This is a genomic window from Streptomyces noursei, assembly GCF_016917755.1.
Lineage (GTDB): Bacteria > Actinomycetota > Actinomycetes > Streptomycetales > Streptomycetaceae > Streptomyces > Streptomyces yunnanensis.
The window spans coordinates 1,904,754-1,926,393 of record NZ_CP070326.1 but is presented as its reverse complement, the minus strand read 5'-3'; the positions used below and the strand labels follow the sequence as shown (position 1 = coordinate 1,926,393).

26 protein-coding genes and 1 pseudogene are annotated in these 21,640 nt (G+C 68.1%); 10 read left to right on the top strand and 17 right to left on the bottom strand.

What is annotated here, in order from left to right:
* Positions 1–43 precede the first annotated feature (43 nt).
* The 5 genes from JNO44_RS08370 to JNO44_RS08350 all read right to left on the bottom strand — a co-directional run bounded on the left by JNO44_RS08370 (position 44) and on the right by JNO44_RS08350 (position 3,222).
* A complete protein-coding gene (locus JNO44_RS08370) occupies positions 44–619 on the bottom strand; it encodes a hypothetical protein (protein ID WP_205362643.1) in 576 nt (191 codons plus the stop codon).
* Between the two features lie 58 nt (positions 620–677).
* Positions 678–1,826 (bottom strand): hypothetical protein, encoded by a 1,149-nt coding sequence (locus JNO44_RS08365; RefSeq protein WP_205362634.1) that lies wholly within the window; start codon positions 1,824–1,826, stop codon positions 678–680.
* 141 nt (positions 1,827–1,967) lie between these two features.
* Complete coding sequence (locus JNO44_RS08360; protein ID WP_205362632.1) at positions 1,968–2,747, bottom strand: hypothetical protein; 780 nt, start codon at positions 2,745–2,747, stop codon at positions 1,968–1,970.
* Positions 2,732–3,010, bottom strand: a complete 279-nt coding sequence (locus JNO44_RS08355; RefSeq protein WP_205362630.1) for a hypothetical protein — start codon at positions 3,008–3,010, stop codon at positions 2,732–2,734. Before JNO44_RS08355 ends, JNO44_RS08360 begins: the two co-directional genes overlap by 16 nt.
* Positions 3,007–3,222: a hypothetical protein gene (locus tag JNO44_RS08350; protein WP_205362629.1), complete on the bottom strand. Its 216-nt coding sequence runs from the start codon at positions 3,220–3,222 to the stop codon at positions 3,007–3,009. Before JNO44_RS08350 ends, JNO44_RS08355 begins: the two co-directional genes overlap by 4 nt.
* Positions 3,223–3,413: 191 nt before the next feature.
* On the opposite strand from JNO44_RS08350, the gene JNO44_RS08345 reads away from it, so the two are divergent.
* Positions 3,414–3,617 carry a YegP family protein gene (locus JNO44_RS08345; RefSeq protein ID WP_102924295.1) on the top strand — a complete coding sequence of 68 codons (204 nt, stop codon included), beginning with the start codon at positions 3,414–3,416 and terminating at the stop codon, positions 3,615–3,617.
* Here JNO44_RS08345 and JNO44_RS08340 read toward each other — a convergent pair.
* From JNO44_RS08340 to JNO44_RS08330, 3 genes are all read right to left on the bottom strand, one after another.
* The gene (locus JNO44_RS08340) at positions 3,614–4,075 is read right to left on the bottom strand and encodes a single-stranded DNA-binding protein (protein WP_205362627.1); all 462 of its coding nucleotides are present in this window, start codon (positions 4,073–4,075) and stop codon (positions 3,614–3,616) included. The two genes, JNO44_RS08345 and JNO44_RS08340, sit on opposite strands and share 4 nt — an antisense overlap.
* 97 nt (positions 4,076–4,172) lie before the next feature.
* Entirely contained in the window at positions 4,173–4,346 is a 174-nt protein-coding gene (locus JNO44_RS08335) for a hypothetical protein (RefSeq protein WP_205362625.1), read from the bottom strand.
* Positions 4,343–4,765, bottom strand: coding sequence for a hypothetical protein (locus tag JNO44_RS08330; protein ID WP_205362623.1), 423 nt, complete (start codon positions 4,763–4,765; stop codon positions 4,343–4,345). The genes JNO44_RS08335 and JNO44_RS08330 overlap by 4 nt, the downstream gene beginning before the upstream one ends.
* A gap of 274 nt (positions 4,766–5,039) precedes the next feature.
* On the opposite strand from JNO44_RS08330, the gene JNO44_RS08325 reads away from it, so the two are divergent.
* Positions 5,040–5,219, top strand: a complete 180-nt coding sequence (locus JNO44_RS08325) for a hypothetical protein (RefSeq protein ID WP_205362622.1) — start codon at positions 5,040–5,042, stop codon at positions 5,217–5,219.
* A gap of 242 nt (positions 5,220–5,461) precedes the next feature.
* Here JNO44_RS08325 and JNO44_RS08320 read toward each other — a convergent pair whose 3' ends face one another.
* From JNO44_RS08320 to JNO44_RS08300, 5 genes are all read right to left on the bottom strand, one after another.
* Positions 5,462–6,280 (bottom strand): hypothetical protein, encoded by an 819-nt coding sequence (locus JNO44_RS08320; RefSeq protein WP_205362621.1) that lies wholly within the window; start codon positions 6,278–6,280, stop codon positions 5,462–5,464.
* A gap of 138 nt (positions 6,281–6,418) precedes the next feature.
* Complete coding sequence (locus JNO44_RS08315) at positions 6,419–6,967, bottom strand: hypothetical protein (RefSeq protein ID WP_205362620.1); 549 nt, start codon at positions 6,965–6,967, stop codon at positions 6,419–6,421.
* A complete protein-coding gene (locus JNO44_RS08310) occupies positions 6,964–7,983 on the bottom strand; it encodes a hypothetical protein (protein ID WP_205362619.1) in 1,020 nt (339 codons plus the stop codon). Before JNO44_RS08310 ends, JNO44_RS08315 begins: the two co-directional genes overlap by 4 nt.
* A 49-nt stretch (positions 7,984–8,032) precedes the next feature.
* Positions 8,033–8,248 carry a hypothetical protein gene (locus JNO44_RS08305; RefSeq protein ID WP_039638391.1) on the bottom strand — a complete coding sequence of 72 codons (216 nt, stop codon included), beginning with the start codon at positions 8,246–8,248 and terminating at the stop codon, positions 8,033–8,035.
* Entirely contained in the window at positions 8,245–8,454 is a 210-nt protein-coding gene (locus JNO44_RS08300; RefSeq protein WP_205362618.1) for a helix-turn-helix domain-containing protein, read from the bottom strand. Before JNO44_RS08300 ends, JNO44_RS08305 begins: the two co-directional genes overlap by 4 nt.
* A 296-nt stretch (positions 8,455–8,750) precedes the next feature.
* On the opposite strand from JNO44_RS08300, the gene JNO44_RS08295 reads away from it, so the two are divergent.
* The 4 genes from JNO44_RS08295 to JNO44_RS08280 all read left to right on the top strand — a co-directional run bounded on the left by JNO44_RS08295 (position 8,751) and on the right by JNO44_RS08280 (position 11,560).
* The gene (locus tag JNO44_RS08295; RefSeq protein WP_205362616.1) at positions 8,751–9,167 is read left to right on the top strand and encodes a helix-turn-helix domain-containing protein; all 417 of its coding nucleotides are present in this window, start codon (positions 8,751–8,753) and stop codon (positions 9,165–9,167) included.
* 11 nt (positions 9,168–9,178) lie between these two features.
* Complete coding sequence (locus JNO44_RS08290; protein WP_205362614.1) at positions 9,179–9,526, top strand: hypothetical protein; 348 nt, start codon at positions 9,179–9,181, stop codon at positions 9,524–9,526.
* A 129-nt stretch (positions 9,527–9,655) separates the two neighbouring features.
* Positions 9,656–10,321, top strand: coding sequence for a recombinase family protein (locus JNO44_RS08285; protein WP_205362612.1), 666 nt, complete (start codon positions 9,656–9,658; stop codon positions 10,319–10,321).
* Between the two features lie 52 nt (positions 10,322–10,373).
* Positions 10,374–11,560 (top strand): IS3 family transposase gene (locus JNO44_RS08280; RefSeq protein ID WP_420882600.1). Its coding sequence is split into 2 segments (ribosomal slippage): positions 10,374–10,647 and positions 10,647–11,560, totalling 1,188 coding nucleotides; the frame shifts between segments, so codons are not numbered across the junction.
* 90 nt (positions 11,561–11,650) lie between these two features.
* Here the strand turns inward: JNO44_RS08280 and JNO44_RS08275 are convergent.
* Both JNO44_RS08275 and JNO44_RS08270 read right to left on the bottom strand, forming a co-directional pair.
* Positions 11,651–12,070 carry a glutathione peroxidase gene (locus JNO44_RS08275; RefSeq protein WP_240167483.1) on the bottom strand — a complete coding sequence of 140 codons (420 nt, stop codon included), beginning with the start codon at positions 12,068–12,070 and terminating at the stop codon, positions 11,651–11,653.
* A gap of 1,844 nt (positions 12,071–13,914) precedes the next feature.
* Positions 13,915–14,208, bottom strand: coding sequence for a hypothetical protein (locus JNO44_RS08270; RefSeq protein ID WP_205362611.1), 294 nt, complete (start codon positions 14,206–14,208; stop codon positions 13,915–13,917).
* Between the two features lie 345 nt (positions 14,209–14,553).
* Here JNO44_RS08270 and JNO44_RS44395 point away from each other — a divergent pair, with 345 nt between their 5' ends.
* Together JNO44_RS44395 and JNO44_RS08265 are read left to right on the top strand one after the other, a co-directional pair.
* Complete coding sequence (locus tag JNO44_RS44395) at positions 14,554–14,679, top strand: hypothetical protein (protein ID WP_268825863.1); 126 nt, start codon at positions 14,554–14,556, stop codon at positions 14,677–14,679.
* Positions 14,680–14,789: 110 nt separating this feature from the next.
* Positions 14,790–14,984: pseudogene (locus JNO44_RS08265) on the top strand (transposase); the annotation flags it as partial.
* A 340-nt stretch (positions 14,985–15,324) separates the two neighbouring features.
* Here the strand turns inward: JNO44_RS08265 and JNO44_RS08260 are convergent.
* Together JNO44_RS08260 and JNO44_RS08255 are read right to left on the bottom strand one after the other, a co-directional pair.
* Positions 15,325–16,971 carry an amidase family protein gene (locus tag JNO44_RS08260; protein WP_338058562.1) on the bottom strand — a complete coding sequence of 549 codons (1,647 nt, stop codon included), beginning with the start codon at positions 16,969–16,971 and terminating at the stop codon, positions 15,325–15,327.
* Between the two features lie 379 nt (positions 16,972–17,350).
* Positions 17,351–17,515 (bottom strand): hypothetical protein, encoded by a 165-nt coding sequence (locus tag JNO44_RS08255; RefSeq protein WP_205362610.1) that lies wholly within the window; start codon positions 17,513–17,515, stop codon positions 17,351–17,353.
* A gap of 284 nt (positions 17,516–17,799) precedes the next feature.
* Here JNO44_RS08255 and JNO44_RS08250 point away from each other — a divergent pair, with 284 nt between their 5' ends.
* Both JNO44_RS08250 and JNO44_RS08245 read left to right on the top strand, forming a co-directional pair.
* A complete protein-coding gene (locus JNO44_RS08250; protein WP_205362609.1) occupies positions 17,800–18,003 on the top strand; it encodes a hypothetical protein in 204 nt (67 codons plus the stop codon).
* 398 nt (positions 18,004–18,401) lie between these two features.
* Complete coding sequence (locus tag JNO44_RS08245; protein ID WP_205362608.1) at positions 18,402–21,530, top strand: NACHT domain-containing protein; 3,129 nt, start codon at positions 18,402–18,404, stop codon at positions 21,528–21,530.
* The last annotated feature ends 110 nt before the right edge of the window (positions 21,531–21,640 follow it).

Here is a 21,640-nt window from a genome sequence, read left to right as displayed (position 1 = left end):
AGGCCCGTCCGGCGGTGCAGTCGCCTGTGACGGGCCGCTTTGGTTACTTGGCGGGTCGGGTGCGCAGGATGCGGTACACGTAGGACTCGCTCACGCCGAGGTCGGCCGCGGTGTCGGCGGCCTTTACGCCGTGGTCGGCGTCCGCGTAGATCAGCCGCGGAGTGATGGCGGCGGCGGCCTCGGCGGCGAGGCGTAGCGCGCGAACCTCGCTGGTGTCGAGTTGGTCGGCGAGGTCGTCGAGCAGGGCCGCGCGTCCCTCGTCGTCGGCCTCGGTCGTAGCCCACTGGTCAGCGATGGCGCGCACCGTCTCGAACGGGTCACGGTCTTCGTCGGGGTCGCCGCCGGCCGCGATGATCTCCTCGCGTCGCCGCTGCTCATACTCCGCCATGATGCCGAGCATCTGCTCAGTAAAGCGCCCAACGGACGACCCGGCGCTTAGCCCCTGTCGCGCTGCTGCGCGGCGGTTGTGTTCGGCTGCCTTGGGCTTGTCGCCAGGCAGGAACCCCTCCGCGGCGAGTATGCCCTCGACGGCGGCCCGCTGGCCGGCCGGGGTTGTGGGCTGCTTGCTGGGGTCGATGCGCGTGTACTGCTCGGGCCGGTCGTCACGTTCCTTGGCCATGTGCGGATCTCCATCGGGATGGGCCCGCCCCGGCGGCTCCGGGGCGGGCGGTCAGTGATCAGATAAACAGTGCGCCCTGTTCGGTGTCGGCCGGGTCAAGGTTGAACAGCACCTCGTCGGCCGGCATCGTCGTCCCGACGATCCAACCGCCGCGCCATGTGCCGTCGGCGGCCTCGGCCTCCTCGACGACGTCGACGGTGTCGAGCAGCTCGGCCTCGGCGGCGTCCTTCTTGTTGTCGGCCTCGGCCTGCTCGGGCTGCTGCTCGCCGGTCCAGTGGCACCAGTGGCAGCCCTTGCCCGCGCACTCCTTGCAGCGGTCCTCGGCCGGCGTGGCGTCCTTGGTCGGGCGGTGCGCGAACACGCATTGCGAGCTGCGCAGCATCTTCTCGACATCCCACCCACGGCGCATCATTCGGTCGGCGAGGCAGTCGAGCGCCGGGTACAGGGCGACGCGCCCTTGTCCGCGGGGGTCGATGACGTACCCGCGCACAGTGCGCTCGTCGTCGGACGGTTCGCTGTAGTCGTGGTGGTCGGTGAGGGCGGCGGCGGCCAGGCCGGCAAGGGCCTCGCGGGCGGCCACGACGTCCGGGTGCGTGGCGTCGGCCGGCGCGCTCCCCTCGGCCGTGCCTGCGTGCGCGACGACGACACCCTCGACGACACGCTGCTCAACGTTCGCGGGCAGCAGCTCGGAGGTGTAGAGGCGGCGGCGGGCGAATCCGCCCTCGCGGTTGATGTTGGCGCGCACTGCGGGCAGTGCCTCGGCGGCGCGGGTCATGTCCTCGACCGTGGCGCCCTCAACGCGGGCGATCTCCTCGCCGTTGCGGGTCGTGATCGTCCACATGTCGGACGGAACATCAGCCGCTACGGCTTGCTGCTCGATGGCAGGCTGCTCGTCCCACAGTTCAACGGCGCGATTGCTCAGCTCCACGAGTGACAGCTCGCTGTCGGTGCGGTTGATGGTGTCGAGGATGTCGGCAAGTTGCGGGGGCAGAGCGGCGCGGGCGTCGTCGTCGAGGGAGCGGTACAGCTTGCCGGCCGCGCGGGCGGCGTCGGCTCGGGTACCCACGTGGCGGGTGCTACGCATCAGCTCGACAGCGGCCTCGACGGTCTGCGGGGCGCCAAGGGTGGCGATCTGCTCGCGTTCAACGTCGGGCGTGATGGCGGCCTCGCGTTCGGCGGCGCGCTCTGCCAGGGGGGTCATGTCCATGGGGGTTGCTCCCGTGGGTTGTTGGGTGCCGGGTGCAGTCCGGCGTTACGCATGTGACTGTACCGTGTTCTGAACTCAGTTCACAAGATCTTCCGTGAAAGGGCCCGAAACTAACTCCGGGCCCCGGCTCACGACGTCACCTCACGCGGCCATCGGGGGCACTTCCCCTCCCTGCTCCGTTGCGTCCAGTGCGGTCACCAGGGCGAGCAAGTCGTGCCACTCCCACACCCGCCGGCGCGTGAGGGTGAGCGGTACGGGGGCGGGGCACTGGGGGCCCGTGCCGCATGTGACGCTCGGCCCCTGGTCGGGACCTGTGTGCAAGGTGAGTTCACCGCCGCACCAGGGGCACGGCCGGTCGGGCACCGGGGTGGCACGGTGGTCGAGTCCAAGGGTGCGCAGCAGGCGGCCGGCGCACCGGTGAGCAACGAGGGCAGTCTCGTGCAGCAGGTACTCGGGCAGGGGTGTGAATGGGGCCGATACGAGGGTGTCGTCGTCGAGCAGTTCGGGCTCGGTGTCCTCGTCGAGCACCCGGCCCTCGACGTACAGCGCGGCCCAATGCAGGCCGTGCGCGCGGCTGCCGGGATCCGTGGCGCTGCGGTAGTTCCAGCGGCGCGGGTCGTCGAGGTCGGCGTGCTGGACCACGGCGGCGAGGGTGTCGGCGAGGTCAAACACGGCGCGCTCGATGGCGAGGCCGGTGTCGAGCGCGTCGACGTTCAGCGGGGCGGGGTGCTCGCGCAGCACCAGCGGCGCCCGCTCCTCGACGTCGAGCTGCTCGTCGTCGACGGCGCGCAGTGTGTGTACGAGTTGGCGCGGGGGCCACGCGTCGGCGGGCGGGGTCTCGATGGCGAGCAGCAGCTCGGCCCAGTGGTTCCGGATGGTCGCGAGGTTCTCGGCGGCGCGAACGGCTACGGGGTTGTGCATGGTTCATCCCTCCCAGGGCTGGATGGCTCGGCGGCGTTGGCGCGCTGCTCGGCCTCGACGATGGCCTGCTCGGCGGCGTCGAGGCGGCGCTGCAACCGGCGTACGGCGGCCTGCTGCCCGCCGGCCTGGTGCCGGTACCGGTCGGCCGCGGTGCGCTCGGCCTCGATGAGGGTCCGCAGGTGCGCGGCCTCGGCCGGGGCGTGGCGGGCGTATCGGGCGAGCAGTACATCGATCTGCGCGCGGCGTTCGTCGGGGGCGGTCATCGGCGCACCGCCGACAGTCTCGGCGTCTCGTACGACGCGATCAGGTCCCCGCCGTTGACACATACCTCGGCGTCGGCGGCCGGCCGGTCAACGCGGTGCAGCTCATCGCGCACGATCTCAACGAGGTGTGCGACGTCGAGCAGGGGAGCGGGCAAGGGTAGGGCGTGTTCGGTCCGGGTCACATGGACCGTGCGGCGGGTCGGGACGATCACGGGGCGGACCTCCGAGGTGTCGAGGGGGAGTCGGGCGAGGAGGGCCGGCCGTCCCCCGCGCGCACGGGGCGGGTTCGACCGGTCGCGGCGAGGTGCTGTGCCGTTGCCACTCGAATGGGCTGCGTGTGGCTGCTGCGCGGCTGTATGGGTGCGTTCCTGGGAGGGAGAAACCCCTACAAGCAGGAGGCGTTGTGGCCGGCAAGTTCGAGATGTACGAGGACAAGGCGGGGAAGTACCGGTACCGGCTCAAGGCTGGCAACGGCGAGATCATCGCGGTCGGTGAGGCTTATAACTCAAAGGCCGCATGCGAGAAGGGCATCGAGTCGGTCAAGCGCAATGCGCCAACTGCGGAGGTGCGCGAGATTCGGGAGTCTCGCCGTACTCACAACGCTTAGAGCGGCGGTTCTGCGGCGTACTGCGGTACCGCTGGGGCCTGGGTGGCCCAAGGGTCTGTGGCGGGCTGCTGCGGCTGCTGAGGGGCCTTGTGGTGGCCTGCCTTGGTGACGGTGGCGGTCGCACGCAGCAGGGACGGGCCGACGTCCTCGACGTCCAGCTCGAACACGGTCCGCTTCACGCCCTCGCGGTCGTCGTAGGTGCGCTGCTTGAGTCGGCCGGTGACGATGACGCGCATGCCGCGGGTCAGGGATTCGGCAGCGTTCTCGGCGGCCTGGCGCCACACGGAGCAGGTCAGGAACAGGCTCTCACCGTCCTTCCACTCGTTCGCCTGGCGGTCGAAGGTGCGGGGAGTGGACGCGACACGGAACTTTGCGACGGCGGCGCCGGCGGTGGTGAATCGCAGTTCGGGGTCGTCGACGAGGTTCCCAGTGAGGGTGATCGTGGTCTCTCCGGCCATAGCAGTACCTCTCTCGTGAACGGTAACTATCGATCGCGAATGAATGATAGCGCGTAGGGGCGCCCCTTGACGTGCGGTTTTGGGCGCCCCTGGCGGGCTACGCGGCCCGATTGGTGGTGATGGTGAGGCCGTGCTCGGCGAGGGCGTCGAGTAGGTGCTCGGCGGCCTGGACGGCGGCCGGGGCGACGGGGTGCTCGCGTCCGTCGTACGCGTCCGGGTGTAGGTCGTACAGCTCCCCGGCTAGCAGGGCGACAACGGCGCGGGCGGTCATCGGATGCCCCGGCCGGCAACGACGTGTGCGGCGGCGAGTCGGCCTGAGGCGCGCCGGGGGACGGGCAGGGCCTGCATGAGTCGGGCGTGCCGGTCGTGCTCGGCCTGGTTGTGCTCGGCGAGCAGGTTGTCGACGAACCGGGCGGTGCGCGTGGCGAGTTCGGCCTCGGCGGCGGCCCGGCGGGCGGCGGCTTCCTTCTCGGCGGCCTGGTGCTGCTGCTCGGCGAGCATGGCGGGGCCGTCGAGGGTGGTGTCGGGCAGCCACCGCGCGCCGCGGGCTTTCTCGATCACGACGACGGCGCCCTCGCCTGCCCACGTCCGGGCTTTGGAGTAGAGGCGTTTGCGGTCGGACGTCTGGAACTGCACGCGGGGTGCAGGGGTGGGCCACGTGGCGGTAAGGCGGAAGTTCTTGCGGCTCATGCTGCAACTCCCTGGGGATTGGCGGCGAGTTCGGTTCGGCTGTCGTGCGGGGTGGTCTTGGTGCGGCGGCCTTTGCCGTTGGGGCGCCATCCGCCGCGGCACGGCTGCTCCCTCTCGGCCTGGCACCAGGGGCACGGCACCGACAGGGGGTCGGGCTGGCCGGCGGCGACGGTGGCCTCGCGGCGGGCCTTGGTGGGCCGGTAGGCGGCGAGTTGCTGCCGGACGGCCGGCGGGTGGGGCTGCCGATGGCGGCGAGGCGGGCCTCGATGGCGGGGTGCGGTCCGCCGGTGAGCTGGGGGTGCTCGACGGGCGCGGCCTGGCCGGTGGCGACGGCCGTGCGCGAGGTGCGCAGCTCGGCGAGGTAGGCGTCGACGTGGTCCGGGTCGACCGCCGGCGCCGGGTCGGTGTGGCGGTTCATCAACTCGGCGCGGTGCGGTGCGAAGGCGGCGAGTAGGTCGTGCGGCTCGATCGGCCGGAACTGTGCGCTGCGGTCGCCGTTGCGCTGTTCGTAGTAGCGGCGCACAGCGCGGCCGACGTCCCAGCCAGCGGCCTCGGACTCCGCGGGGATGCCGTCGAGGGCCTGCGTCCACGTGCGGATGGTGGCCGCGGACTGCTCGGGGCTGGCCATGACGCGACGTACGCGGCTGTCGAGGGTGGCGGCGAAGTTCAACAGGGCGGCGACGTGGGCGTGCTGCATTAGGCGAATCCTTCCTTCTCCAACAGGGCGAGCCCTGCTGCCAAGTTGTCGGTATGGCTGGTGGGAGCAGCCGGCGCGGGCCGTAGCGGGACGACGTTGGAGCCGTGCGGCGTGGCGGCGGGGGCGTGGTCGAGGTCGGACCAGACACGCAGCCAGTAGCGGGCCGGTTTGGGGCCGTCGTCGGGGTGGGTGCGGCGGGCGGCGAGATCAACCAGGGCGGCGGCGCCGTGCGCCTGGACCAGGCGCCATACGTCGCGCTGCTCGCCGAGTCCGAGCGTCCACCTGACCTCGACTCCGGCGGCGTCGAGGGGGCGCAGTTGCTCGACTACCGGTGACGCACCCGCGCGCGGCTGCTGCTGTTCTTCTTGGTGATTGCGTTCATATGCGTTCTGGGGTCCGGATTCCGGACCGGTGGGGGTCCGGTTTTCGTACCCCTGGGGTCCGGAATCTGTACCCCCGGGGGTCCGGTTCTCGGACCGGTCCGGATTCCGTACCGGTCCGGATTTCGGACCCCCATAAGGGGCCGAATCGGACTCGGCCCTGTGGTGGCCGACGGCGAGCGGGAGCCGATACACGGTCTCTCGGCGCGGGCCGGTCTTGCCCTTGACGACTTCCAACTCGCCAGTTTCGAGCAGCTTGTCGACGGCGGTCACGACGGACGAGCGGGCCGAGTTCGTCCGCTGCACGAGCATGGTCGTGCCCGCGTAGGCGGTGCAGTCGGGGCCGGGGCACTTGTCGGCGATGGCGAGCAGCACCATGCGCGCCGTTCCTTTGGCGGCGGACCGGGTCCATACCCAGTCCATGGCGTCGAGGCTCAACGCGCCTTCCTTACATGCGGCTTGATGGGTCTTTCAGAGCGGCAGGGGAGTGCAGGGGGCAGCGATGGCCGATGACGTACCGGCGGGTGCCCGGCGCGCCGCAGTAGCGGCGCTCCGAGCCGTCCCAGTGGCCGCACCTCATGCGGCGTCATCTGCCGTGCCGGGGGCGAGCATGGGCAGCACCAGGGGCGCCAACACGCCCGTACGCCACGCCTCGCCGACGAGGCCCTTGCCACCCTTGGCGAACCGCACGGAGTGCGAGCGGCGCCTCGTGGGCCGGATCTCCACCCCGGGCACCTCATGCACCTCGCCCGAGGCCGGGTCGACGATCTGCGGCACACCGGCCGCGGTCATCTCGCCGAGCAGCCGCTCGACGAACGCGGCCCGCATCTCTTTGACGATCCGCGTTACGCGCTCGGCCGGGAACGCCGTTCGGGCCCAGGCCGTGAACGCCTGCTCGTCGACGATCTGCGCGGCCGGTTCCCCGCCCGTGAGCGAGATGGTGCCCACCTTCGTACCGTCCGGCAGGCTGGCGGCGAACTGCCGTGCTCCGGTGGCTTCCTGGGCGGCGTCGAGGTGGTGCTGCACCTCCGTGCGCGCCTCCTCGTAAGCGGCCTTCACCTCGTCCAACAGTGCTTTCAGCACGGCCTCACGGGTGGTCGCGGCCTTGATGTCCTCGGCGCTCACCGGTCCCCCTCGACGGCCTCACGCAGGTCGGCGGCCTGGGCTCGCAACTGCTCCGCGGTGGCGAAGACGGCTTGGCACCCGTGCGCCGCCTCGAATGCCTCGTTGGCCTCCTCGACGTCGAGGCCGGCGGCCTGCGCAGCGTCGTACATCTCGGCCCGAGCGGTAGCGGTGTCTGCGGCTATCTGGGCGTCACCGGCTGGCTCAGCCTCGACGACGTCCTCGACCACCTCGGCCGGCGGCTGCTCAGCCACCTTGGCGCCAGGCTTGTTCCGGCCGATCGCGGCGACCTGGGCGAGGTAGTCGGCCGGGGCGCCCGCGGCTTTGGCCTGTCCCCACACCGCGCGCACGGCGTCGGCGTCCGGGCAGTCCTGCGCCAGGGCGAGGAAGTCGGGCTGCTCGACGTCCTGCGGAGCCTGCTCGCCGGTGTCCTGCTGGATCTCTCCGGCGAGGTAGACCGGGTTCCCCTCCTGGTCGACCACGGCCCCGAGTTCCTCGGGGGTGTAGTGGATGCCGAACAACGCCTCTTCGCAGGCGTCCCGAGCGACAGCGGATAGCGCGCGGGCCTTGAGCATCGATGCCGGGTACTTCTTCCACACATCCTTGCCGAGCAGCCCGGCCCGGCGCGCGTCCTCGATGGTGAACCGAACCTCGAACGTCCAGTCGGGGTCATCGGTGCGGATGACCTGAGCAACGGCGGCCGTCGCGTCGCCCTTGATACGCAACCGGTGCCCGGCGCGCCGGACAAGGGCGGAGATCAGGGCCGATGACGCGCTCGGCTTGCCCTCGATTACGTGCACGCCGGTGATGGCGACCATGGGGTGCAGGCCGAGACTCTCGGCGTACTCGACCGCATAGAGCAGGTTGGCCGGTTGCCCGCGGAACTGGCGGGGGAGCAGACCGGACGCGGCGAACGCGCGGCAGTAGTCGAGCTTGGTCTCGACCGACATGCGGGGCATGGAGGGGGCGGCGAGGTGCTGCTGCTGAGCCTGGTGGTCGGCGAGGGTGACGACGGTCATCGCTGATTCCTTCGAGTGTGGGGCGAGGGTGAGGTCGAGGCCGGCGGCGTCAGGCCGCGGCAGGCAGGTCTGCCGCGCGGGTGGGATCCGCGGCGGCCTGGCGGCGCAGACGGCGCAAGATGAGTTCGATCTCGTCGGCGGTGTGGGCGCTGCCGACGGCGGCGGCCTCGGCCGCAGCGCGTATGGGCATGGAGTCACGGCGGGCGCGGGCCCGATCCAGCACGGCGCGGGCGGCGGCAAACGCCTCTTCCTTGGAGGTGATCACGGCGCCTCCCCGGTGAAGATCGTGGCCGCGGTGACGCCATAGGCCCGCTCGATGGCGGCGAGCCCCTCCGGGCCGGGCGCGTGGCGCCCGGTCACCCACCGGTAGGCGGAGACGTAGGGGACGCCGAGGCGGCGCGCGATTTCGGCGGTGGTGTGGTCGCCGTGCGTCTGGGCGGCGGCGATCAGATGGGCAGGGGTGTAGGCCACGTCCGTACGACCTCTCGTGAGTACGATGTATCAATCACGAGTGGAACGTAGCAGGTATCAATCGCGAGTGGAAGTTAGATTGATCAAGGCCCGTTGTCGGTGGTGGGGGGTAGCGTCGGATGGGTGGGTAAATCACGCAACGTGCACTTATCCGCTTGTATCTAACGCAGCGATCATGTGTACGATCAGTCACCAGGGGTGTTCGTCACCCTGGGTGCGTCAAAAGGGGGTCAAAGCCATGCCTAAAAATCGCCGCCAGTGCGTTAGCGATCGCCCGTGCGCGGTACATTGCAAGCATGAAACCCCAGGCCCGTCTCCCACAGCCCGGTGGAGCGCTCACCGTTGGTCGGTGGCTCCATGACGAATTGCAGCGTCGCGGATACAACCTCTCGCAGAGGGGAGGCGGCCGGCGAGCCTTTGCCGACGAATCAGGCATCCCTCAAGCGACCGTCTCACGCTTGTTGCGGGACGACGGCGGAGCTGACCCTGCCACTCTCGGCAAGGTCGCTCAGGCGCTCAACGTCCCGCTAACCCCGCTCCTGGTACTGGCCGGCATCATCCCCGAGGCCGAAGTCGAACGGCCCACGTCGATCAGTACCGACGAAGCGCTCGCGGCGCTCGGCATCACCAGGCCGGCACACAAAGCCGCGGTCATGTCCATGGTGAACGCACTCCTCGACGAAACACCCGAGAGAGGCGGCACCAGTAAGTAACAAGGAAAACCATGTCTCGACGCACCCTGCACACCGTCATGTACGCCCTCGCGTCTGTCGTCGTCGCTGCCCTCACCCTGCTTGGCGAGGGTCTCCTGCACTCTGAGCACGTCGCACCGCTCTACGCCGGTGGCATCACCACCCTGATCGCCGTTCCGGCCTTGCTCATCAGTGCATGGCGAATGACCCTCCGCAAAGTCGAAGCCGAGGCCGAACACCACGCCAAGGCTGGCTACTTCCAGTGCTACGAGGACGTACGAGAAGGCCGAGTGCAACCGGGCGTCGCCCCCACGGCGGTCAACAAAGTCGCCATCCTGCACGATGGTCCCCACAACAAACCTGAGAGGGCCATGACTTGACTCCCAAGTCACTGCCGAAGGGCCCACCACTCGGTGGGCCCTTCGTCGTTAAGGCGCGCGGACCACCGCGCCGCCATCCGTCGAACAATCCCGCAAGGCCGATGACTTCACCGAGGAACAGGGGAACCTATGGAAGTCCAGCCGCCCGCCGACACGTTCGGTGAACTGATACCCGCCATCGGGTACATACGGGTCTCGACCTGGAAAGAAGAGAAGATCAGCCCAGAGCTGCAACGGACCAGTATCGAGGACTGGGCCAAGCGCACACGGCGGCGCATCGTGCAGTGGGTGATCGACCTCGACGCCACCGGTACCAACTTCCATCGCAAGATCATGAAGGCCATCGCGGCCATTGAGGGCGGCATCGCAAAGGAGATCGCCGTATGGAAGTTCAGCCGGTTCGGCCGTAGTCGACACGGCGTCGCGATTAACCTCACCCGCGTTGAGAAGGTCGGGGGACAGCTCTACTCGGCCACTGAGGATGCCGACCCGCGGACCGCAACCGGCCGGTTCACCCGCGGTGTGCTGTTCGAGGTTGCCGCGTTCGAGGCCGACCGCATCGGCGAGCAGTGGAAGGAAGCACACGACTACCGCCGCAACGCCCAGCTTCCCGCGATGGGCAAGCCGCGGTTCGGCTACATCTGGCACAAGAGGTACGACCCCGAGACCGGAGCACTCCAGCAAGAGCGCTATGAGATCGACCCGGAGCTGCGCGACGTCGTCGTCGAGCTCTACGCCCGGTACCTCAACGGAACCGGGTTCAAACCCCTGGCTGAACTGAACCGGATTTTGTAGCGGCCCTGAAGCCAGGCATGATCGCCTCGGCAGATGGGAGAACGCAGGTCCGATGCCCGCACCACGGAAGTACCCCGACGAGCTGCGCGAGCGAGCCGTCCGCGAAGTCCAGACCTCAGGCCGTCCGGTCGCTCACGTGGCCCGTGACCTCGGTATCCACAAGGAAGCCCTGCGTGGCTGGGTCCGCCAGGCCGAGGCCGACCAGGGCAGCCGGTCCGACCTGCTGACCACGGCCGAGCGGACTGAGCTGGCCCAACTCCGCAAAGAGATAGCCGAGTTGCGACGGGCGAACGAGATCCTGAAGGCCGCCAGCGTGTTTTTCGCGAAGGAGCTCGACCAGCCCCGCACGAGGCCGACGCGGTGATCAACCACCTCCGCGACGACTTCGGGGTCGAGCCCGTATGCCGGGAACTGGACCTGTCGGTCTCGGCATACAACGCCCGCCGCAAGCGCCCGATGTCCGCCCGGCGCCAGCGCGACGCACACCTCACCGAACGCATCCGCCGTATCCACGCTGCTTCCGGCGAGACTTACGGAGCCAGACGCATCCACCGCCAGCTGGGGCGCGAGGGCATCGCCGCGGCCCGCTGCACCATCGAGCGGCTGATGCGCGAGGACGGCCTGGAAGGCGTGATCCGCGGGCAGCGGCGCCGCACCACCATCCCCGAGCCGTCCGCTCCCAGACCGCCGGACCTGGTCAACCGGCACTTCACCGCCCACCGCCCCAACCAGCTCTGGGTCGCCGACCTCACCTACATCCGCACCTGGTCGGGCTGGGTCTACGTCGCCTTCGTCCTGGACGTGTACTCGCGGATGATCGTCGGATGGCAGCTTGCCACCCACATGCGCACCGATCTTCCACTGGACGCCCTGGAGATGGCCCTGTGGCGGCGCGGGATCAAGAAGGGCTCGGGTCTCATTCATCACAGCGACCGCGGTTCGCAATACGTGTCCATCCGCTACGGCGAACGGCTCATCGAGGCCGGCGCGACCGCGTCCGTCGGCTCCGTCGCCGACAGCTATGACAACGCCATGGCCGAGGCCCTCAACGGCACCTTCAAGGCCGAACTGATCGAACACCAAGGGCCCTGGCACGACGCTGGCCAGGTCGAACGCGCTGTCGTCCAGTGGGTCGGCTGGTACAACACCGAGCGCCTTCACTCCGCCCTCGATTACCTTCCACCCGAGGAATTCGAGGCCCACTACTACCGATCCCAGGCGAACCCCAACGCCGCCTGAAAACACGCAAACCGGCCGCTACGAAACTCGGGGCAGCTCAGTCGAGATCATCCCCGTGTGGAAAGAGGCGCGGAAGCTCGACCAGGGGCGTTACGCCGCTATGGCGTGACGTTCATTGGAGAGAAAACCCTCGAAGTTCCACTGGACGTCGCCGGCCGCGCCCTCGGCGTCCGGGGTGCTGGTCAGCTCGGCGTACAGCGGGTGCCGGTCCGCGCCGTTGACGTCGGTCTTCTCGAACAACGGGAAGCTGACGCCGTACGTCGTCGAGCAGAAGGCGGCGATCTCCTCGGCCGAGCCGGGCTCCTGGCCCGCGAACTGGTTGCTGGGGAAGCCCAGCACGCTGAACCCGCGGTCGGCGAACTGCTGCTGGAGCCGCTCCAGCCCCGTGTACTGCGGGGTCAGCCCGCACTTGGACGCCACGTTCACCACCAGCAGGGCCTTGCCCCGATAGTCGGCCAGGGAAGCGGGCTCACCGGTCAGGGTGCGCAGCGGGATGTCGTACAGGCTCATGCTCGGGCTCCTCCATGCGGTTCCGTGGACGGGGACGTCCGTCTTCGCCCCCAACAACCGTGCCCGGCCTGATCTTCCCGGGTTCGTCGACCGGCCAGCTGACCGCGGGACGCAGCGTGCCGGCCCGCCACTCCCTGAGCAACTGGTCGAAGATCGGCGTGTCCTCGTCGACGGGGCGCCGGGGGGCGGGCGGCGGGAGCCGGGGCGGTTGGTGCGGCAGCGAGATGCGCTGGAAGGGGTGGGCGGGGGTCTTCTTGGCGTCCATGCCCGAACAACACGAGATCGCCCCGGGAGTTGCGGCATCGGGCTGGTCCACGCGCCAGATGCGCCTGCGGCGGTGAAGGTCAGAAGATGCGTGCGGACGCGAGAGTGTCCTGACGGGTTCGAATCCCACCTGTCCGCAGGTCAGAGACGCGCAGGTCAGGATTGCTGTCCTTCGGTGTGCGGGAGCCGGGACCCCGTGACGGGTCCGCGGCTCCCCGCACGCCGTACAGTGCAGGGCTGCGCCCCTTGTGCCCTGCTCTGCTTCCCGGCTGCGGCATGTTGCTGGTACGGCTTCCTCGCGCCACCTGGCAGGTATGGGCTTGGATTCTCGTCCCTGGCATCGAAGGTGCCACCCATTCGCATGCCGTGGTGTGCGCGGCCGCCCTCGGAGCTCGCTTTAAGAACGGTGCTGACGGCGCGGCCTTTTTCAAAGAAGGCGAAGTGCTGATCCCACAAAGGTTCTCTTGGGACACGTAGCTGATGTGGCGCGCCCTGCGCCATAATCCAGGCACGTTGCATCGATTCGTACGGGGGTACGGGGTAGGGGGTGCGGGGCAAAGGTGGCAGACGGGCAGGATCGTGATGGGGGTGCTCCGCTGGTCACGCCGTTGAGTGGGGCGCATGACGAGGTCGCGGGAACTGAATTCCATGGCCCGGTGATCCAAGCAGGAACGATTACTGGCGGGGTGTACACCTACAGCCGCCCTCCGAGGCGGCCTCTGTCCCAGCTGCAGGTCACGCGCATTGTCACTGTTCTCTGCCTTGTGGCTGGTGTGGCCCTTCTCGTGAAATGTGAGATGGATGAACATAAATTCCAATCCCCGCCATATGTGTGTGGCGCAATCTGGTAAAATCCTAATTTCAGGAGATGGGTTCCAGGCTCCAAGGAATCCCCTCCGGCGGAAATTGGGCCCGAACTTACTTCGTGTGCCTGGACCAGTGCATCTCAGAAGGCCGAGGTGTCTATTGTCGTCACTCGTTGCAAGGGTCGAGGAGAGGCCGAAGAGTACTTAAATAAAATGAAAACAGCTGGAGATGCCCGGACCGGGTTGGACATGAACCACACCCACGAACCGGGCATCGGGGACGATGCGGTAATCGGCTATTCGCTGGACAGTCTGCACAGTTTGCCGACATCTAAGAATCCCTCCGAGCGGGATCGTGTAGACGCCTGATCTTTCGGCGATATAACGCATCGGTCGAACTTCGGCGGGTTCAGGATTCAGGTGCGTTCAGTGGTGAATCGGACAGTATTTTGCGGGAGATGGCTTTCGTGATCGACGCCTACCTCGAGAAGAGCTGAGCTCTCTCAGGGCAAGTGGCAAAGGGTGAACACTCCCTGCGCCCTTCAACTGGGCGGCAGGATCGGTGAGGCAACAGGCTACGTGGCCAGTTCGACTTCCATGAGGTCGGTGATGGTGTCACCAGGCCGACCGCAGACCGCGACGTATTTCGGATTCCCGGCATTCTCGTACAGCACAACTTCGAAGGGCCGGTCCTCGGCAGGGCAGTCCGTTGTGCGGCAGCGCGCGATGCGGTGGATCGACGGTGGGGTCCTCTCTGCTTCCTCAACTCCCACGTCAACTCCCGGTGATCACCCGGTGAACGGTGGTCCGAACAAGGTCTTTGCGGTTCAGCCGGATCGTCAGACCAGTGCCGGTAACGGCTGTTGCCGTGTACCCGAGCACGCCCGTTCCCGGTGCCGAGCTCATAGGGCAGGCCCAGGCACGGAACGTGGTGCCGGTGACGTTGAGGCCGGTGATGGTCGCCGGCTGCGGGCGGTTGGCGGTCGACGGGGTGATGGCGACGGTGCCCATGGCGACGTTGTCGAAGCTGATAACGCGGTTGACGAGCAGGTCTGCTCGGCCGTCCAAGGCATCGGAGGCCAGCTCGGCTTCGGGCGCTGCTCGGGCGTGCAGGCGGCGAGGAGGAGGCGGGCCTGGCCGTAGTCCTCGGCGTTGCCGGAACTGAGGGTCATGGTGCGCACGCTGCCGCCGGCCAACGTGTGGTTCGCGCCGGGCACCCCGCGGTAGGAAGTTCCTGCCTTGCCGCACTGGATGTAGCCGCGGCTGAGCCTACGGTGCCCGCCACCAGGTGCGTGCCCTCCAGCGTCCGGTCCCTTGACCTGCCGGGGTGTCCCGGCGGTGGCCGCCGCCGGGCCGGCGATCTGCGCCGTGTTGAGGTCTCGCAGCCGGACCCACGCCGTGGTGTAGTCGCCCGTGGCCACGGTGATCGTCCCGCCCGCCGCCGCGGTGGTCGTGCCGACCAACGTGGTCGCCGACGGCTTGAAGTCCGCGGCCGGCCCGAGGCGGACCTTGACGAGTGTCCAGTCCGAAGGCGTGTAGTAGGCGTCTTCCCACTGTCCGTCCCAGCCCACGATTCCTCCGCCCCAGTGTCGTGATCAATCTTGCCGATCCGGCTTCCTCGGGAAGGCGGATCCGGTGGGAAGGCGATCGTGATACGCGGGCAACTCACCGACGACCAGTGGAAATTGATCGATCCGTTCCTGTCGATAGGCGAGTACGGGCCGTACCCCGAGCGGCTGCGGGATCAGTTCGAGGGGGTGATCTGGCGGTTCCGCACCAGCAGCCAGTGGCAGGAGATGCCCGACGACGAAACCGGCACGTTGGTCGTCATCGCAGGCGCGTACGGACCCGACTGGTTCGCCACCATGCGCGAGATCCGCCACCGCCCGGAGCAGCCGCACGTGAAGTGCACCGTCGACGCCGAGCCGACAGAACTCAGCGTCCAGGAGGTCCTGGTGCGTTGGGCGACGTCAGCCGAGTTCCAACAGCGCAGGCACGCGCACGGGCTCAGGCACAGGCCCCGCTCGTCACGCTGCTGCGCCAAAAGGACGTCGCAGCCGAGGCAGCCGCGGAGCAACAAGCCCGCGCTGCTCAGGGCAATTCGGACTGTGCTGACCTTCTGCCCTCGAAACGCGTGCGGCGGCCCGGTCCCGACTGTGGCTAGACCGCCGCACGCTGCTGTGGTCAAACAGTGAAGGCGGGCGGCGGGTCGAGCACAGGCAACAGACGGGACACTGCCTCGGCCGCCGCGATGACCGACCGATCTGCAAGGTAGGGGCCGACGATCTGGAGGGAGAGGGGCAGCCCCTCTTTGGTGCGTCCAGCCGGCATGACAAGGGCGGGCAGGCCAACGGGGCCTGCGAGGTTCACCCAGCTCGTCTGGTCATAGAAGCTCCGCTTCTTCCCGTCCACGGTGATGTACCGGTCCTGCGAAGGTGTGGAGGTCTGGTCAAGGACGGCGGCAGTCGGCGCGGCCGGAGTGAGCAGTAGGTCGTGGGTGGCGAAGTAGGCGTGCCACTTCGCGCGCAGCTTCTGCCGATCTTCGTCGGCGCGCATCCAGTCGCGGTGCCGCATGGTGCGCGACTTCAGGTACTGAGCAGACGGTGCATTGTCGTTGACCGCATCGGCAGCCTTCACTTCGTCAGCGAATACGTCATCAGGGGCCGATGCAGCCGAGGTGGCGTACATCAGCCGTTCGAAGAGGCGGTTGCTTTCGGCGAAGTCGACGGGGCGGGACTGATCGTCAACGCTCGCGCCTGCACCACGGATCTGGCGGGTGACCTGGTCGAGGAGGTTTCGCGTAGCGGCGTCGACCCGGCAGAACTCGTCGTCGGCCCAGACCCCTACACGTTGTCCGCGCAGTGTGGTCGACTTCGCCGCGGGCAGGTCGATGCGCCACGCGTCGCGGTCGTCGGGGGCCGGAGCGACGAGGACATCGAGGAGTAGGTCAAGGTCTTCGGCGTCCCGCGCGATCGGGCCGAGGGACAGCATGTCAGAGCTGGTGAGCCAGCCCGGCGGCCGGGGAACATGACCTCGGGTCGGGACGATCGGAGCCGTGCCGCGTGAGGTCCGCAGCGCGTACACGCCGCAGTAGGCGGCGGGCAGACGCAAAGACCCGGCCAGGTCGGAGCCGACTTCCAGCGCGCTCAGGCCGGTGGCGACGGCGACGGCCGGGCCGCCGGAGGAGCCGCCGGCGGTGTGGTCGGGGGAGTAGGGGTTGTTCGTCTTCCCGAAGAGGGGGTTGGACGTTTGCAGGTCCTGGCACATGGTCGGCACGTTGGTCTTGCCGATGATGACGGCCCCGGCTCTGCGGAGCAGTGCGACGACGTCCGCGTCGGTGGTGGGGACGTGGTTGTTCATGTCGGGACTGCCGCACGTGGTGCGCAGTCCCTTGGTCTCCAGGGCGTCCTTGAGCGTGATGGGTAGCCCGTGCAGCGGGCCCAGGGGCCGGCCGGTCCTGGCCAGGTGGGCGTCGGCCTTGTCCGCGGCGGCGCGGGCAGCGGCAGCGTCAAGGGTCACCACTGCGTTCAACCCGGGGTTGACCTTGGCGTGGTGGTTGAGGACGCGCTCCAGGAGGTCGCGCGCGGACATGGAGCCGCGCCGCAGAGCGTCGAGCTGAGCGCGTGCGGTGGAGCGGTAAGGGGCGGTGTTCATGGTGTCCTTGGTCGCTGTGGCGGCGGGAGCCGCGAAGGTCGTCATCGGCAAAGAGGCCGCGGCCACCGTGCTGGCTGCCGCGCAGGGGGTGGTGCTGTCGGCTCGCTTACCCGGCGCGAGGTGGATCGGCTCGCCGATCAGCTCTTCGATGTACCCGCACAGGTCGCACGCTCTCAAGGCGGGGGAGCCCCAGGAAGCGGACGAAGGAGCGGCATTCTTCGAGGACCGGGTCCTCAGGTATCGACTCGACTCGGTTCGTACGGCGTGAGCGGCGCCTCATGGATGGCTCCTTGTGCTGATGGTCCTCTGTCCCTTGTTGTTTTTGGCTCTCGGGTGATGATGTCGGTTCGGGGGCAACCCTTCGAGTCGACGAACCTGGTCGATCATCGCCACAGCAGCGGTGAGCCCTTCGTCGGACAGACCGACTGCCCGCATGGCGATCCCCGTGACTCGTGCATCTGCAGGCGTTTCAGCGTAGTTGCGGTCACGTCGGCCTCCCTGAGCCGGGCGAGGGTCGCCATCTGTTCCACGCGTGCCTCCGGAGCGGCTCCCTGGTTCATCCGCGCGGTGCAGGACTGGAGTTGCTGGTGCAGCTCCTCGGAGGATGCGCCGGATCCTTGAACTCGTTGAGGCGACTGATCATGCTGTTCGCGACACCGGTGGTGGCACGGTTGGACCAGTAGTCCTGAGGGACGCCGAAGAGCGTAGCGAGTGCATCCATGTGTTTCTTGGTCGGGTTGTCGGCCCGGCCGGTACGCAACTGCCACACTCAGGTAGTCGAGAAGCTGGGCAAGCCCTGCTCATCCAGCATTCGAACGACCTGTGGGTTGCTCAGTGGCCCCCGCGGGTCGTTCTTGCACAGGTAGTCCAGCCGTTCCGCGAAGCTGCCCTCGGCGGGCTTGCTGTGCCCGGCCTGTGTCCCGTCGGACGGACCGGTTGGACGCGATGCTCTCCTCTGCTGAACGCGGCCTGCAGAAGGTGCCGTTGGCTCCGTGGTAGCGCCTGATGACGGACAGCAACATCACCTTCTCCGTTGGCCCGAATGCCGCGCCGGCCAAGGCCATGGCACGCACCACAGCGTTCGCGCGCCGGACGCTGCCCATGCTTCTTTGGGGTGCAGAACGGGAAGGCGTCAAGCGGGATGTCCTGGCCCTGCCCACTGAACTCGTCGACATCACCGCGCGGCATCGCGTCAGCGCGCCGACGTGACGAGTTGGATCACCTTCGACGGCGTCGACGTCACTGCACCGGTGGGAGAGATGGCGGGAGCTCTGCCCCTGCCGCAGGGCGAGCCGGGCCTGTACTTGGTGCACCGAGTCGCTGATGATGTCGGCCAGCACGAGGGCTTTGGCGGAGGCTACGTGACCTGGGCCACTATCCGCGTCTAGTCCCGAGGCCAGTGACTTTACGGCTGCCAAGGGCCGCCAGTGGCAGTGTGTCCACAGGTGAGGCGGCCGAGCTGAACCCTATTTCACTGGATCTTGCTCCCGAGCGGTGTGCGGGCATCGCCCGATTCTTGTGTTCCGTGGTCAGGAGCGGAGGTTTTTGGGCACTCTGCTGGGATGAGTCGACTTCCGCGGTATGTGCGGCGGCGGTGGGCGCGCCTTGTGGTGTTCGGCCTGCTGGCACTGGTGACGCTTGTCCTGGGCTGGGTGGTTGTGCACTCCGGCAAGCCCTTCGGGGAAGAGCAACTCACAGCCTGGGCCGGCCTGTTCGTATCCATTGCCGCACTGGCGGTATCCCTGGCCGACCTGCTTCCGACGCTGGCGCCGCCAGCGGACACCGCGCAGCTCGCGGACGACTTGGCCGTCACGGTGCGCGAGCAGTGGCAGGAGGAGATCACCGCCCGGAATCTGCGGGATCCCCAGGTGATCCCGTTGTCCTGGTCGGCGACGAACCGTCCGGTGGCTGCACCGCCGGCCAGCCTGGTCGGCTCAGTGGCCGGTCGCGTGTTGCGGTTGTCGTTGGACGGCCGCTTGGAGGGTGGGTTCGATGCCGCCGCCGCACGCCTGGCGGAAGGCTATCGGCGCCTCGACAGCGGCCGGTTGGTGATCCTGGGGGAGCCCGGGGCAGGCAAGACCGTGCTGGCCGCCATGCTCACCCTCGGCCTGCTCGCCGAGCGCGCTTCCGGCGCGCCGGTGCCGGTGCTGTTACAGGTGTCCGGCTGGGATCCGGTGAGCGTGTCGCTCAACGACTGGATGGTGGCCGCGCTGGCCCAGGCGTATTACGGCGGGCGGGAGGATGTTCCGCGACGGCTGCTGGCGCACCGGCGATTGCTGGCCGTGCTCGACGGTTTGGACGAGATGCCCGAGGCGTCCCGGCGCAGTGCGGTGCGGGCGATCATTGAAGCGTTCGGTGAGGAACGTGGCGTCGTTCTGACCTGCCGCTCGGTGGAGTACCAGGACGTCGTCGAGGGCGGCTCCCCGGTGCTGCGCCGGGCTCCGGTCGTGGAGGTGGCCCCGGTCTCCGTGGCGGACGGCATTGCCTACCTGAGTGCGGTGAGCTGGCCCGAGGGCGTGACCTGGGAGCCGGTCTACGAGCGCCTACGCACGGATCCCGATGGTCCGCTGGCCACGGCGCTGTCGACCCCGCTGGCGCTGTCCCTGGCGCGCACCGTCTACAGCAATACCGGCCACGACCCTGCCGACCTGCTGGCGTTCGAGGCGGCACACGCGGTGGAGGATCACCTGATCGACCATCTCGTCATCGCCGCCTACGCACCATCACCGGGAAGCTGCGGGCAGCAGGCCGACGGTGCCTGGCTAGGCAAAGCCGAGCGCGCCGAGCGGTACCTGACCTTCTTGGCCACCTACCTGCACCGGCAGCGAGAACGCGACCTGCACTGGTGGGTGATGAACGACCGCCTGCTGCCACGGTCGGCCGGGCTCGTCGTGGGCATCGTGGTGACCCTGACCATCATGGCCGCCGCCGCCATGGTCATTGTGGCGCAAGGCAAAGAGATCTTCGGCGGAAGTGGGGTTCTGTTGTGCGTCGGGGGCGGAGTCCTGGCCGCCATCACTTGGTATGCGGCACCGCACCGGCCACCAGGCAGGCTGTCGTTCACCCGGCGCGGGTCACTCGGGCGGTTGCGCACCGGCTTCACCGCAGGGATGAAGCTGAGCGCGATCCTCGCTTGCCCTGTCGTCGTCACAGTCACTGGACAGATCGCCTTCTCCGCAGAAGGCTGGATCAGCAGCGAACGCCTGCGCTACATCATGTTCCTGGCGGCCGTTGTGGGGGTTGGGCTCGCGGTCTGCTTGACTGTGGCGGTCCACGCTTGGCTTGATGCCCCGCCTGAGCGTTCAACCGGCGCCGGTCCCTTGGGCCTCCTCAGGCAAGACCGTGCATCCTCCGTCGTCGGAGCGCTGGCCGCAGGAGTTGCTCTCGGTCTCGCTGTGACCCCTCTGTTGGCCTTGGCGCAGGCCGCAGTCTCTATGGCGGTCCTTTACGTCACCCACACGTCCTTTGGCCTTCCCGCCGGCGCATTCGAACAGCTCCCCACAATGAACGACGCCTATCCCTCGACATTGGTTGGCCACCCTCGCGACCTGTCGGACAGCGCCGAGATTTTCTTGATGTATGCAGCGAGCATCGCCGTACTCACCGTGCTGACCCGGGCCTGGCTCAGGTTCCTCCTGCTACGGCTGTTTCTCGCCGTGCGGGGCAAACTCCCCTGGAGGCTCATGCGGTTCCTTGCCGACATGCGAGAACGTCAGTTGCTGCGCCAGTCCGCCGGCGCCTACCAGTTCCGGCATATCCGTCTGCAAGAACGGCTCGCCAGTCGCTCCTTGGCGCAGGACCGAGCCCCCCGCACTCCGCAAAGCATCGCGCGCCGCCGCATCCGGGCGGCCGTGGCCCTCACCGCAACGCTGCTCGCGTGTGGTCTCACGGTCCGCTACGCACTGCCGGACGACCCTTCAGAGGTTGTTGTGACGAACAATCGCGACGTCCAGGAAATGGCCTTCGCGCCGGACATGCAACACATCGTCACCATGGACCACAAAGGCACGCTCCAAAGCTGGAACCCCCGCACAGGCAAAGAGGAGACATCGGGCTCAGCGCAAGTGCCTCCACGCTTCATGCCGGACCATCGTCCTCCCGCTGTGACAGCGCAGAAGGACGGCCTACTTGTGATCCCCCACTTCCCTATCAGCGGCCGCAGCGCGCTGCTCTTCCCGTGGGACGGCGCACCAAGCCGCCTTGCCACCCTGCCACTGCACTTCCCATCCCGCCTCCCTTCGGATGCCCTGAGTCTGGATGGCCACTATGTGCCCGTGACCGTAAGCCAGGGAGGTCGGTATCTGCTCATCCCACGCAAGGCCCTCGGAAATGAGCAACGAAACGAGCTACGCGACACGCGGACCGGGAAAACGACCATAGTGACCCTGCGCGCTGGCGATCGAGGACGCACGTTGCTAAGCGCTGATGGTGAGCGCATCGTCTACCACCGTCCCGACGCGAGAGATTGGGTGATCGCCGACACTCGGAAGGCATCAGACGCATCCAGCTGCTCCATACCTGCAAGGCACGGTTTCGACGGCGGCGTGGGAGCGATCAACGCCGCGGGCACACGAATCGCTACGGTGACCCAAGGCACCATCCGGATCTATGACAACCTCTGTCACCTGATGCGAGCGATCGAAACCCCTTGGTTCATCTTCAATCTCGCACTCAACGACGCCGGCACCGAACTGGCGGCTAGCACTAACAATGCCACTGTGCTGTACCGGATATGACCCCGAGCCAGGGGCAGCTGCGCCGTCGAACAGTCCCAGAACTGGGGCGCGGCTCCGAGGGGGCAACGCTGAGCCCGACTCTCCTTCCCGGAAGCAGCACCTATCGGCAA

Excerpts from the sequence above, each read along its gene's own strand:
- JNO44_RS08250 (WP_205362609.1), top strand. The coding sequence starts at position 17,800 with ATGACGGACAGCAACATCACCTTCTCCGTTGGCCCGAATGCCGCGCCG.
- JNO44_RS08310 (WP_205362619.1), bottom strand. The coding sequence starts at position 7,983 with ATGACCGTCGTCACCCTCGCCGACCACCAGGCTCAGCAGCAGCACCTC.
- JNO44_RS08370 (WP_205362643.1), bottom strand. The coding sequence starts at position 619 with ATGGCCAAGGAACGTGACGACCGGCCCGAGCAGTACACGCGCATCGAC.
- JNO44_RS08255 (WP_205362610.1), bottom strand. The coding sequence starts at position 17,515 with ATGGATGCACTCGCTACGCTCTTCGGCGTCCCTCAGGACTACTGGTCC.
- JNO44_RS08360 (WP_205362632.1), bottom strand. The coding sequence starts at position 2,747 with ATGCACAACCCCGTAGCCGTTCGCGCCGCCGAGAACCTCGCGACCATC.
- JNO44_RS08295 (WP_205362616.1), top strand. The coding sequence starts at position 8,751 with ATGAAACCCCAGGCCCGTCTCCCACAGCCCGGTGGAGCGCTCACCGTT.
- JNO44_RS08340 (WP_205362627.1), bottom strand. The coding sequence starts at position 4,075 with ATGGCCGGAGAGACCACGATCACCCTCACTGGGAACCTCGTCGACGAC.
- JNO44_RS08335 (WP_205362625.1), bottom strand. The coding sequence starts at position 4,346 with ATGACCGCCCGCGCCGTTGTCGCCCTGCTAGCCGGGGAGCTGTACGAC.
- JNO44_RS08330 (WP_205362623.1), bottom strand. The coding sequence starts at position 4,765 with ATGAGCCGCAAGAACTTCCGCCTTACCGCCACGTGGCCCACCCCTGCA.
- JNO44_RS08285 (WP_205362612.1), top strand. The coding sequence starts at position 9,656 with ATGGAAGTCCAGCCGCCCGCCGACACGTTCGGTGAACTGATACCCGCC.
- JNO44_RS08290 (WP_205362614.1), top strand. The coding sequence starts at position 9,179 with ATGTCTCGACGCACCCTGCACACCGTCATGTACGCCCTCGCGTCTGTC.
- JNO44_RS08275 (WP_240167483.1), bottom strand. The coding sequence starts at position 12,070 with ATGAGCCTGTACGACATCCCGCTGCGCACCCTGACCGGTGAGCCCGCT.
- JNO44_RS08355 (WP_205362630.1), bottom strand. The coding sequence starts at position 3,010 with ATGACCGCCCCCGACGAACGCCGCGCGCAGATCGATGTACTGCTCGCC.
- JNO44_RS08365 (WP_205362634.1), bottom strand. The coding sequence starts at position 1,826 with ATGGACATGACCCCCCTGGCAGAGCGCGCCGCCGAACGCGAGGCCGCC.